Genomic DNA, 11957 nt, shown 5'->3' on the forward strand with positions numbered 1-11957 from the left:
CTCGTCCAGCAAAGCGCAAAAGCCGGCGTGGCGCCGGCCCGGTCCTCAAGGCCGGGTCGGCGCCACTTCGTAGACCGGCACGAAACCCGCCGGCGGCAGCATCCAGTGCGCCGGGAAACGCTTCAGCGTGGCGGCATCGACCAGCTCCACGCCAGGGCCGACGTGAGGTTCGATCTCCATGCCTTCCAGCGCGCGCAGCGCCTGCCGTACCGCCATGCGTCCCTGCAGCACCGGAAAATCGCTGACCGATACCCGGATGCGCCCGCGCAGCAACCCGCTATACACGCCGGGCGTCACGTAGGACGACACGATGCCGACCTCGTCCTCCCGACCGCGCCGCCTCAGCTCGGCAATCGCCGCCTCCGCCATCGGCGCGTTGCCCACCAGGTAATCGAGCCGGGGATGGGCGTCGAGCACCTCCTCGACCAGCTGGCGCTGGATCGAGCGCCCGGTATCGCCGCCGCGCACGGCGACGATGCGCACCGCGCTGCCCGCGACCGCGTCGCGAAAGCCGCGGTCGATGAAGTCCACCCAGCCCGCATCCGGCGGCCCGGGTAGCCAGGCGATGTCGGCCCCGGCGGAACCCGCCGGGTGGCGCTCGGCCAGCCAGCGACCGATCTTCCAGCCGAGCTGGTACCAGGGCACGCCGACCTTGCCCCGCACGGCGCCGGCGTCGATGTCGTTCACCAGCGCCAGCACCGGCCGCCGCGCGGCCTCGGGCGCGAGCAGGTCGTTGAGGCCGGCGTAGCTCACCGTGCCGACCAGCAGCGCATCGCTGCCTTCGTCCGCAAGGCAGGCCCGGACGCGCTCGCGCTGGCGCTCGAGGTGCTCGTAGCCGGCCGACTCGAGCACATGCAGGCCCAGGCCCAGCGCGCGGGCCTCCTCGACCATGCCGAAGTTCACCGCCAGCCAGTAGCTGTCCTTCAGGTGCGGATACACGGCGCACAACCGCCACGGCCGTGACGCGACGACGCGCTCGAACATGCCCGATGCCTGTCCTGCACCGTCCGGTGCGCGCTGGTCGCCGCGCCAGCGCTCGACGGGCCAGCGCTCCGCCAGCCAGTCGGCGTACCCTGCCGCGGGCGAGGCAAGCGCAGCGGACGAGGCGACGCCTGCTGCGAAGAGCGTCGCACGCAGCGCGGTTTGCAGCGCCCGGCAGGCGCGCCGCCGGTAAGATGAGGGCCAGCCCGGTCTGGCAAGGGCGCGAAGCGGATCCACGACGAAATCACCTCTATATGGACGCCCCATCTTACGTGAAAGCCCCGCCACGGCGCCGCTTCGGCCTGCGCGAACGGCTGATGCTCGGCCTGCTGTTCGGGGCGCTGGGCACGATCATCGTCGCCGTCGTCGGCTGGATCAGCTTCCAGCGCGTGGTCGGCAGCCAGCAGGCCATCGTCCGCGAGACCCTGCCCACCGCCGACGCCCTGCATGACGCGGTGCGCGGCAACGCCCGCCTGGCCGCCCTGGCCCCGCGCCTGGCGCGCGCCGACACGACCGGCGAGCTCCACCAGCTGCGCGCGACCCTGGATGCCGAACTGCCGCTGATCCGCGACCGCCTCGCACGGCTCGACTCGCCGCACGTCGAACCCGAGTTGCGCGCGCGCCTGCAGGCAACCGGCGACACCCTGGCCGCCCGCCTCGGCATCATGGCCGACACCATCGCCGCCCGCCTGCAGGTTCGCGACGCACGTCTCGCCGCCGCCCGCGCCCTGCGCGACAGCATCGACGAGCTGGGTGCGCTCGCGCGGGCGCAGACCGACAACGCCACGGCCCTGCTGGTGTCGACGCTGACCACGCTGCTGCAGGCCGAGACGGGCGCCCCCTCGACGCCAGCCCCCCTACCCGATCGCACCACGGCAAGCGACCGCCTGCTCGACGTCGACCTCGACACCCTCGAGCGCATGCATGAACTCGTGCTCACCGCCCACGCCCTCGGCAGCCTCGTCGACCGTCTCGACGAAGTCGACACCCCCGCGCGGCTGCAGGAGGCGCGTGCCGCGTTCGACACCCAGCTCGCCTTGCTGGCGCGCCGGGTCCGCGACGTCGCCGACCCGGGTGCCCGCGCGCAGGGCGAGACGCTGCACGCCGCGCTCGCCGGCGCGACCGGGCCTGGCGGCGCCTTCGACATGCGCGGCGCAGAACTTGAACTGCGCGCCCGCAGCGAGTCCTCCCAGGCCGAGGTCGGCACGCTGACGACCGAACTCGACGCGCTGGCCGGCGAGCTGATCCATCGCGGCGGGCGCATCCTCGCCGAAGCCGGCCTGAGCGCCGAGCGCAGCGCCAGCTCGGGCGTACTGGCCTTCGGCGTGATCGGCGCGGCACTGTTGCTGGTCACCGCGCTGGTCCTCATCCAGGTCCTGCGCCGGCATACCCTCGGCCGCCTGCTGGCACTGGAGGAGGCGACGCTGGCACTGGCCAGCGGCAAGCGCGACGTGCGCATCGACACCGACGGCGACGACGAACTGGCCTCGCTGTCGCGTGCGCTCGCCCGCTTCCGCGACGACGCCGTCGAGCGCGACCAGCTCGCCGCAGCCCTACGCGTACAGCAACAGCAGCTCGAGCACGAGGTCGCCGCCCGCACCGCCGAACTGCGCGACAGCAATGCCGCACTGGCACGCGAGACCGCCGAACACGCCGCAGCACGCCTCACCGCCGAGAAGGCCGACCGCGCCAAGACCGCCTTCCTCGGCACCGTAAGCCACGAGCTGCGGACCCCGATGGCCGGCATCCTCGGCCTGCTGGAACTGCTCGAGGACACCGACCCCGCGCCCGGGCAGCAGAAGTACCTGGAGCAGATCCGCTCGGCCGCGGTGCTGCTGCTCGAACTGCTGGAGGACATGCTCGACTTCGCCCGCATCGAGGCCGGCGGCGTGCAGGTGGAGAACACGCCCTTCAGCCTGCGCGACACGGTCAACGACGTGTTCGCGGTGCAGGGCACGCGGGCGGCGGCGCGCGGCCTGGCCCTGGTGGCCGACATCGACCCGGGCGTGCCCGACGCCCTGCTCGGCGACCGGCGCAAGCTCAGCCAGATCCTGCTGAACCTCGTCGGCAATGCGATCAAGTTCAGCGACGAAGGCGCCGTCACCGTGCGCATCGCACCGGGGACGCGACCCGACGGCCTGCGCTTCGCGGTCCAGGATCATGGCATCGGCATCGACCCGGCACGCCAGCGCGAGATCCTCGAGCCCTTCGTGCAGGTACGCGACAGCGGCCGCCACCACGGCGGCACCGGCCTCGGGCTGGCGGTGTGCAAGCGCCTGATCGAGGCCATGGGCGGCGAGATCGCCATCGACAGCGCCCCGGGGCAAGGCACGACGGTGAGCTTCGAATTTGCCTTCACGCCGGCTCCGGCACCGGCGTCCCCCAAGGCAAGCGCCGGTGCGTCGCCCGTGCAGCTTGCGCCAGGCCACACGGTGCTGTTGGTGGAGGACGACGCCGTCAATCGCATGGTGGTCGAGCGCTTCCTGCAGACGCTCGACCAGCACCCGCTATGCGCCGGCGATATCCAGGCCGCGCTCGCGACCGTCGACCGGCACAGGCCGGACATCGCCCTCATCGACATGAATCTGCCGGACGGCGACGGCCGCGAACTGCTGGCGCGCCTGCGCGCCCTGCCCGGCGTGCCACAGCTGCCCGCCGTGCTGATGTCCGCGCACGTGCCCGCGAACGAGGTGAAGGCCTTGCTCGATGCCGGCTTTGCCGCCTTCCTGCCCAAGCCCTTCACGCGCGCGCAACTGCAGGCCCTGCTCGCGCGCTTGCTGGGCGACGGCGCGGCGACAGCGCCCGAGCCGGATGCCGGCGACGCGCAGGCAACCGACGCGCGTAATGCGGCAAGGCTGGAATGGGTCAGCGAGGACTTCCTGCGTACCGAACACGACGCGCTCGGCGATACCGTGCTCGGCGAGATCGCAGCGGTCTTCGCCTCGCAGGGCGACACCCTCGTCAGCGCGCTGCTCGACGCCGCGCACGCAGGCGATGCCGGAGAGTGCCGCAGGCTGGCACACAAGCTGCGCGGCGCGGCGTCCAACCTCGGGCTGGAAGCCCTCCGGACACAAGCGGGAAGCCTGGAACAGGACCTCCTGAACGAGGCGCAGCACATCTCGCTCCCCGAGCGCGCGAGTGCCCTGCAGCAGACCTATCGCGAAACCGTCCGCGCGCTGCGCGCCACGCTGGCCCGGCTCGCCGACGACCGGCGCTGAGGCGCTTCAGGACGCGCGGGCCTGGACCTCGACCGCGAGGCGGTAGCCCTCGCCACGGACGGTGGTGATCAGCGAGTCGGACTCGCCTTCGGCGTCGATCTTGGTCCGCAGGCGACGCACGAGCACATCGATCGTGCGGTCCTGCGGATCCCAGTCATGCCCATTGACGGCCCGCGACAGGCGGTCGCGGCTCATGACCTCGCCGGGGTGGCGCACCAGCAGGCCCAGCACCTCGAACTCGCCGCGCGTCAGGGCCACCTCGGCCCCTGCCCGGTCGAACAGCCGGCGGCGGGGCAGATCGAGCGTCCAGCCGGCAAAGCGGAACACCTCCGCGCGCTCGGCCGCCCGTCCCCCGGCACGCAGCTCGCCCGCCCGGCGCAACAGGCTCTTGACGCGGGCCAGCAGCTCGCGCGGATTGAAGGGCTTGGTGACGTAGTCGTCTGCGCCGACCTCGAGGCCGACGATCTTGTCCACATCGTCGTTGCGGCTGGTGACGAGGATGATGCCGATCGCACCGTTACGAGCCCGCAGGTCGCGCGCCAGCGACAGGCCGTCCTGCCCGGGCAGGTTGATGTCGAGCAGCACGAGGTCGACCGGCGTGTGTGCCAGCGTCTGCCACAGCGCCTCGCCGTCCCCCGCCAGCAGGACGGTGTAGCCCTCCTGGCTGAAGTAGGCGCTCAGGCGGGCCTGGGTGACGAGATCGTCATCGACGACCAGCAAGGTGGGCGCGTGCGCATCGCGAGCGGGCTGCATGGCGTTGCCTATCGGGCGAGACAGGATCTGGACTAGCGGATCCCGCCCATGCACAGGTACTTGATCTCGACGAAGTCGTCGATGCCGTACTTCGAGCCTTCACGGCCGATGCCGGACTCCTTGACGCCACCGAAGGGCGCGACCTCGGTCGAGATGATGCCTTCGTTGATGCCGACGATGCCGTACTCCAGGCCCTCGGCCACACGCCACACGCGGGCGATGTCGCGCGCGTAGAAATAGGCGGCCAGGCCGAACTCGGTGTCGTTGGCCATGCGGATCGCCTCGTCCTCGGTGTGGAAGCGGAACAGCGGCGCCACCGGACCGAAGATCTCCTCGCGCGCGATGCGCATCGCCGGCGTCAGCCCGGTGACGATGGTGGGCTCGAAGAAGGTGCCGCCCAGCGCATGGCGCTTGCCGCCGCAGACGATCTTCGCGCCCTTGGCCACCGCGTCACCCAGCAGTTCCTCGACCTTGGCGACGGCATCGGCGTTGATCAGCGGGCCCTGCTGCACGTCGCCCGACAGGCCGGGGCCGACCTTGAGCTTCGCCACCGCCTCGGCCAGCCTGGCGGCGAAGGCGTCGTAGATGCCGTCCTGCACCAGCAGGCGGTTGGCGCACACGCAGGTCTGGCCGGCGTTGCGGTACTTGGAGGCCATCGCCCCGGCCACCGCGGCGTCGAGGTCGGCATCATCGAAAACGATGAAGGGGGCGTTGCCGCCCAGTTCGAGCGCGACCTTCTTCACCGTGTCGGCCGACTGGCGCATCAGCAGCTTGCCGACCTCGGTCGAACCGGTGAAGGAGAGCTTGCGTACGATCGGGTTGGCCGTCAGCTCGCCACCGACTTCGGCCGCCTTCATGGTCGTGACGATGTTGAGCACGCCCTTCGGCAGGCCGGCACGCTCGGCCAGCTCGGCCAGCGCCAGCGCGCACAGGGGCGTGTCCTCGGCCGGCTTGATCACCATCGTGCAGCCGGCAGCCAGCGCGGGGCCCGCCTTGCGCGTGATCATCGCGATCGGGAAGTTCCACGGCGTGATCGCCGCGACCACGCCGATCGGCTCCTTGAGCACGAGGATGCGCTTGTCGGCGCCATGAGCGGGAATCACGTCGCCATAGACGCGCTTGCCCTCCTCGGCGAACCACTCGATGAACGAGGCGCCGTACGCGACTTCGCCGCGCGCCTCGGCCAGGGGCTTGCCCTGCTCCGAGGTCATCAGCACCGCCAGATCCTCCTGGTGGGCCATGATCAGCTCGAACCACTTGCGCAGGATCGCCGCGCGCTCCTTTGCGGTACGCGCACGCCATGCCGGCAGGGCCGCCGCCGCCGCCTCGATGGCGCGCCGGGCTTCGGCCGCGCCCATGTCGGGCACGCTCGCCAGCACGCCGCCATCCGCGGGGTTTAGGACATCGAAGCGGGCGCCATCGTCCGCCTCTGTCCAGGCGCCATCGATGTAGGCACGTGTGCGCAGCAGGGTGTCGTCTTTCATTCGCATTGGCTGCAGCTCCGGGAGTTCGTCCGTTCCGGGGGTGGCGTGCGTCGCGCTCACTCGAACTGCGCCGCGCGCTTCACGCGGCGCTGGCGCACGCCTTCGGCCAGGGTGTCGAGCACCAGCAGGCTGTCTTCCCAGCCGATGCAGGCGTCGGTGATGCTCTTGCCGTACTCGAGCGCCTTGCCCGGCACCAGATCCTGGCGCCCTTCCTTGAGGTGGGACTCGACCATCACGCCGATGATGCGGTCCTCGCCCGCCGCCATCTGCGCGGCGACGTCGTTCGCCACCTCGATCTGCAGGCGGTGCTGCTTGCGGCTGTTGGCATGCGAGAAGTCGATCATCACCTTGCCCTGCACGCCGCTGGCGGCGAGCTCCTTGCACGCGGTGTCGACGCTGGCGGCATCGTAGTTGGGGGCCTTGCCGCCGCGCAGGATGACGTGGCAGTCCTCGTTGCCGCGGGTCGACACAATGGCCGAGTGGCCGGCCTTGGTCACCGACAGGAAATGGTGCGGCGACTGTGCGGCCTTGATGGCATCGACCGCGATGCGCACGTTGCCGTCGGTGCCGTTCTTGAAGCCGACCGGGCAGGACAGGCCGGAAGCGAGCTCGCGGTGCACCTGGCTCTCGGTGGTGCGGGCGCCGATCGCGCCCCAGGAGATCAGGTCGCCGATGTACTGCGGCGTGATCATGTCGAGGAACTCGGTGCCCGCCGGCAGGCCCAGCTCGTTGATCTCCCACAGGAGCTTGCGCGCCAGGCGCACGCCGTCGTTGATGCGGTAGCTGTTGTCGAGGCCGGGGTCGTTGATCAGGCCCTTCCAGCCCACGGTGGTGCGCGGCTTCTCGAAGTAGACGCGCATCACGACGAGCAGGTCGTCCTTCAGGCGCTCGGCCTCGGCCTTGAGCTTGCCGGCGTACGCCATCGCGGCTTCCGGATCGTGGATCGAACAGGGGCCGATCACGACCAGCAGGCGGTCGTCCGCGCCGTACAGGATGCGGTGGATCGACTGGCGTGCCTCGAACGCGACTTCGGCCGCCTTCGGCGTAGCCGGGAACTCGCGCAGCACGTGGGAAGGCGGCACGAGCTCCTTGATCTCCTGGATGCGGACATCGTCGATGTGGATCTTGTTCGAAGCGGGCATGTCGAAACTCTGCGTCATGACTAGGGGTAGCGCGCGATTCTAGCTGAAATCGCCACCACCCCGCCCTGCGACCTCGTAATAACACTTATAGGCTGAACCGACCGGCGGTTTCAGCGTCTGTTCGTACGGTTTCATCGTTTTTCCTGCCAACCACACGCCAGGCACACCTGCCATGCTTATACACCGCCCCTCAGACATCGTTCCTTCCGAGATCACTCCTCGCACGCTTTTCGAACAACGTCGCCAGTTCATGGTCCGCAGCGGACTCGGCCTCGCGGCAGGCGCGGCGCTCTGGCACGGCGTGGGCGGCGAAGCCCGCGCAGCGAACAAGCTGTCGACCGTGGCGTCGCCGCTCAGCACCACCGAGCCGCTGACGAACCTCAAGTCGGTCACCACCTACAACAACTTCTACGAGTTCGGCACCGACAAGGGCGATCCGGTGCAGTACGCGCACCGGATGGCGACCCGCCCGTGGACGGTGAAGGTCGAGGGCCTGGTCGGCAAGCCGCGCACCTTCGACATCGACGAACTGCTCAAGCTCGCCCCGCTGGAAGAGCGCATCTACCGCCTGCGCTGCGTCGAGGGCTGGTCGATGGTGATCCCCTGGGTCGGCTTCCCGCTCGCGGCGCTGCTGAAGGCGGTCGAACCGCAGGGCAGCGCGAAGTACGTCGAGTTCCTGACCCACTACGACCCCGAGATCATGCTGCGCCGCCCGGTGCTGGCCTGGCCCTACGGCGAGGGCCTGCGCCTGGACGAAGCCCTGCATCCGCTGACGATCCTCGCCGTCGGCCTGTACGGCGAGGTGCTGCCCAACCAGAACGGTGCGCCGATCCGCCTGGTCGTGCCCTGGAAGTACGGCTTCAAGAGCGCAAAGTCGATCGTGACGATCCGCCTCACCGAGAAGCAGCCCCCGACCGCCTGGAACCGCGCGGCGCCACACGAATACGGTTTCTACTCCAACGTGAACCCCGAGGTGTCTCACCCGCGCTGGAGCCAGGCCACCGAGCGCCGCATCGGCGAGATCCGCAAGCGCCAGACATTGATGTTCAACGGCTACGGTGAACAGGTCGCATCGCTGTACCAGGGCATGGACCTGCGCAAGGATTACTGACCCCCCGCGACCGCCGCGCCGGCAGGCTTGCGAACGGCTGCCCGGCGTGGACAATGCGGCCCGCAACCACACGATAGAGCGTCTCCCGTAATGCCCACTTTCCTGCGCGCGCCCTCCGGCGCGCAGATTGCCCTGATCAAGGCGGTCGTCTTCCTGATCTGCCTGCTGCCGGCCCTGAACCTCGCGCTCGGGTGGTACGAGGACGCCCTCGGCGCCAACCCGATCGAGACCATCACCCGCGCCAGCGGCGAATGGACCCTGCGCTTCCTGCTGATCACGCTCGCCGTCACTCCGCTGCGCCGCTACACCGGAATGCACTGGCTGCTGCGCCTGCGCCGCATGCTCGGGCTCTTCGCCTTTGCCTATGGCGCAGCGCACCTGACGACCTACCTCTGGCTGGACCAGTTCTTCGACTGGCAGGCGATCGCCAACGACATCCTCGAGCGCCCCTTCATCACCGTAGGATTCGCCGCCTTCGTGCTGCTGATCCCGCTCGCGGCGACCTCGAACAGTTTCGCCATCCGCAAGCTGGGTGGCCGGCGCTGGCAATCCCTGCACCGCTCGAGCTACGCGATCGCCATCCTCGGCGTGGTGCATTTCTGGTGGCTGGTGAAGGCCGACCTGCTCGAACCGCTCGTCTACGCGCTGATCCTGGCGGTACTGCTCGGCCTGCGCGCCTGGTGGCGCGAACTCGAACGGCGGCGCCAGCTGTCGGTGCCGCCGCCAGCCAAGCATCTCGAGCGGCCGGTCATCCGCATCGTGCCGAAGTAGACCGACTCAAGTAGGCCGCCTCGAGTAGGCCGCCTCGAGTAGGCCGCCTCAGGCGCCCCGCACGCCCAGCCGCCACAACGAGGTGATTTCGGCCGCGCGCGCCTTGTAAAGCGGATCGGTCTCGTCCGCAGCCTTGCCGTGGCGCGGGCGGATGTCGTCGCGGCCAAGGACCTTCAGTCCCGCGGCTTCGATCCAGCCAAGCAGTTCGTCTCGGCTGCGCAGGCCGAGATGCTCGGCGAGATCCGACAGGATCAGCCAGCCCTCGCCGCCCTCCTCCAGGTGCGCGGCCAGCCCGCTCAAGAAGCCGCGCAGCATGCGGCTGTCGGGGTCGTACACAGCCTGCTCCACCGCAGCGGTCGGCTTGGCCGGCACCCAGGGCGGATTGCACACCACCAGAGGCGCACGACCCGGCGGAAAGAGGTCGGCCTCGATCACCTCGACACAGGCGTCGAGCCCGAGGCGCGCGAGGTTGTCGCGCGCGCAGCCCAGCGCCCGCGGCGACAGATCGGTAGCGACCACCTGCTGCACGCCGCGGCGCGCGAGCAGCGCGGCGATGACGCCGGTGCCGGCACCGATGTCGAAGGCCCGCGCCTTTGAAGGCAGCGGCGCGCGCGCGATGAGGTCGAGGTACTCGCCGCGGATCGGCGAGAACACGCCATACCAGGGATGGATGCGGTCGCCGAGCGCCGGCACCATCACGCCCTTGCGCCGCCACTCGTGTGCGCCGATCAGGCCCAGCAGCTCGCGCAACGCAAGCACGAAGGGCGCCTGCAGCAAGGCGGCGTGCTCGTCGCCGAAGGCTTCGGCCAGCGCCTCGCGCACCTCGGGCGCCCGCCGCAGCGCAATGCGTCCGCCCGCCTCGACCGGGATCAGCAGCATGCCCAGCGTGCGGGCGCGCTGCGCCTGCGCCATGCGGTGCAGATGGAAGCTTTCGGCGAGCGGGCGCGCCTTGTCGGCTCCCTTCTTCGGCCGACGGTCGGCTCGCCGCGCCATCGCCTGCAGCAACTGGCGGGCGTTGTGATAGTCGCCCCGCCACAGCAGCGCCGTGCCTTCGCAGGCCAGGCGCCAGGCAGCGTCCGCCGTCATCGTGTCGTCGGCCACGACCACCCGCCTGGGGGCCGGCTGGCCGTTCTCGGAACGCCAGGCGGCGCCGTGCGGGGTGTCGCCCTCGGTCCAGTGCAACTGCGGCTGTTCGCTCACGCCGGTCAGGCCTGCTTCGGCCGGATCGCGTGCTTGGGGCGGAAAGCCTTGATCACCGCGTCGTCGGTCTCGATGTAGGGCCCGCCGATGAGGTCGATGCAGTACGGCACCGCAGCGAAGATGCCGACGTGGCGCACTGCGCCGTCAGCGTCGCGCACCCCTTCGAGCGTCTCGCGGATGGACTTGGGCTGGCCCGGCAGGTTGATGATCAGGCAGCGGCCACGGATCACCGCGACCTGACGCGACAGGATGGCGGTCGGCACGAAGTTGAGGCTGATGCGGCGCATCTCCTCGCCGAAGCCCGGCATCTCCTTGTCGCCGACGGCGAGCGTGGCCTCGGGCGTGACGTCGCGCACTGCCGGGCCGGTGCCGCCGGTCGTGAGCACGAGGTTGCAGCCGGCCGTATCGACCAGATCGACGAGCGTGCGCTCGATCAGCAGACGCTCGTCCGGGATCAGCCGCGCCTCGGCACTCCAGGGCGATGTCAGCGCCTTGCCGAGCCAGTCCTTCAGCGCGGGAATGCCCTGGTCTTCATAGGTGCCATCGGAGGCGCGGTCGCTGATCGACACGAGGCCGATGCGGATGTGTTCGCTCATGGAGTCAGTCTCGCTATCAAGGGCTGAACGGGACATGCGCTGCCTCAGGCGCGCACGTCACCGCTATCGTCGTCATCGTGTTCGTCGGCGCCTTCCGCGTCCCCCGCCTGAGCCTCGGCGGCGGCGTCCTGCGCCTCCTGCAGCTCGCGCAGCACGCGGAAGATCTCGCGGAAGGACTTCGGCGGCTTGCCGGCCTCGCGCTCCTTGAGCGCATTGCGGCGCAAGGTGCGCAGGTACTGCAGGTCGGCCTCGGGCCAGGTCTCGGCGATGGTGCCGAGGACCTTGTCGTCCTCCAGCAGCTGCTCACGCAGGCGCTCGAGACGGTGCATCTTGGCGACTTCGGCGGCCGAGTTGCCGCTGAAGATGTCGAGCTGGGCCTGAATCGGCGCCGGGTCGATCTTGCGCATCAGCTTGCCGATGTACTGCATCTGGCGGCGGCGGGCTTCCATCTTGAAGCCCTGCGCGGCACGGATGGCCTCGTACAGGGAATCGGGCAGCGGCACCTTCTTCAGGCGCTCGGGCGACAGCGCGACGAGCTGCTCGCCGAGATCCTGCAGCGCATGCATCTCGCGCTTGAGGCTGCTCTTGCTGGGCGGTTCGATGAAGTCGTCTTCCTCATCGTGGCCGTGATGGCCGTGGTGGCGCGAATCTGAACGCATTGCGGGTGGGCTTGAGGCTTGAACGGGTTAAGATTATAGCCT

The 11957-nt window shown here is 69.9% G+C and carries 10 protein-coding genes; 3 read left to right on the forward strand and 7 right to left on the reverse strand.

Features of this window, described 5'->3' with window-relative positions; genetic code table 11:
• Positions 1–45: 45 nt before the first annotated feature.
• Positions 46–1218 (reverse strand): TMAO reductase system periplasmic protein TorT, encoded by a 1173-nt coding sequence (torT, locus tag C664_RS17490; protein WP_004291427.1) that lies wholly within the window; start codon positions 1216–1218, stop codon positions 46–48.
• A 17-nt stretch (positions 1219–1235) separates the two neighbouring features.
• Between torT and C664_RS17495 the strand changes: the two genes are divergently transcribed.
• The gene (locus tag C664_RS17495; protein WP_004291428.1) at positions 1236–4199 is read left to right on the forward strand and encodes an ATP-binding protein; all 2964 of its coding nucleotides are present in this window, start codon (positions 1236–1238) and stop codon (positions 4197–4199) included.
• A gap of 6 nt (positions 4200–4205) precedes the next feature.
• On the opposite strand, the gene C664_RS17500 is transcribed toward C664_RS17495, so the two are convergent.
• Genes C664_RS17500 through aroG form a run of 3 tightly spaced genes read right to left on the reverse strand, consistent with a single transcriptional unit; the run spans position 4206 to position 7578 of the window.
• Positions 4206–4952: a response regulator gene (locus tag C664_RS17500; RefSeq protein WP_004291430.1), complete on the reverse strand. Its 747-nt coding sequence runs from the start codon at positions 4950–4952 to the stop codon at positions 4206–4208.
• Positions 4953–4984: 32 nt separating this feature from the next.
• Complete coding sequence (gene gabD, locus C664_RS17505; protein WP_004291431.1) at positions 4985–6442, reverse strand: NADP-dependent succinate-semialdehyde dehydrogenase; 1458 nt, start codon at positions 6440–6442, stop codon at positions 4985–4987.
• 50 nt (positions 6443–6492) lie between these two features.
• Entirely contained in the window at positions 6493–7578 is a 1086-nt protein-coding gene (gene aroG, locus C664_RS17510; RefSeq protein WP_004291433.1) for a 3-deoxy-7-phosphoheptulonate synthase AroG, read from the reverse strand.
• A 172-nt stretch (positions 7579–7750) separates the two neighbouring features.
• Between aroG and msrP the strand changes: the two genes are divergently transcribed.
• Both msrP and C664_RS17520 read left to right on the forward strand, forming a co-directional pair.
• A complete protein-coding gene (msrP, locus tag C664_RS17515) occupies positions 7751–8689 on the forward strand; it encodes a protein-methionine-sulfoxide reductase catalytic subunit MsrP (protein WP_038012293.1) in 939 nt (312 codons plus the stop codon).
• 90 nt (positions 8690–8779) lie between these two features.
• Positions 8780–9460: a sulfite oxidase heme-binding subunit YedZ gene (locus C664_RS17520; RefSeq protein WP_004291435.1), complete on the forward strand. Its 681-nt coding sequence runs from the start codon at positions 8780–8782 to the stop codon at positions 9458–9460.
• A gap of 48 nt (positions 9461–9508) precedes the next feature.
• On the opposite strand, the gene C664_RS17525 is transcribed toward C664_RS17520, so the two are convergent.
• The 3 genes from C664_RS17525 to yjgA are packed head-to-tail and all read right to left on the reverse strand — an operon-like array spanning position 9509 to position 11915.
• Positions 9509–10660, reverse strand: a complete 1152-nt coding sequence (locus tag C664_RS17525) for a methyltransferase (protein WP_004291436.1) — start codon at positions 10658–10660, stop codon at positions 9509–9511.
• Between the two features lie 5 nt (positions 10661–10665).
• Positions 10666–11256, reverse strand: a complete 591-nt coding sequence (mog, locus tag C664_RS17530) for a molybdopterin adenylyltransferase (RefSeq protein ID WP_004291437.1) — start codon at positions 11254–11256, stop codon at positions 10666–10668.
• Between the two features lie 44 nt (positions 11257–11300).
• The gene (gene yjgA, locus C664_RS17535) at positions 11301–11915 is read right to left on the reverse strand and encodes a ribosome biogenesis factor YjgA (RefSeq protein WP_004291438.1); all 615 of its coding nucleotides are present in this window, start codon (positions 11913–11915) and stop codon (positions 11301–11303) included.
• Positions 11916–11957 lie beyond the last annotated feature (42 nt).

Source organism: Thauera sp. 63 (assembly GCF_000310165.2).
In the GTDB taxonomy this organism is placed as follows: domain Bacteria; phylum Pseudomonadota; class Gammaproteobacteria; order Burkholderiales; family Rhodocyclaceae; genus Thauera; species Thauera humireducens.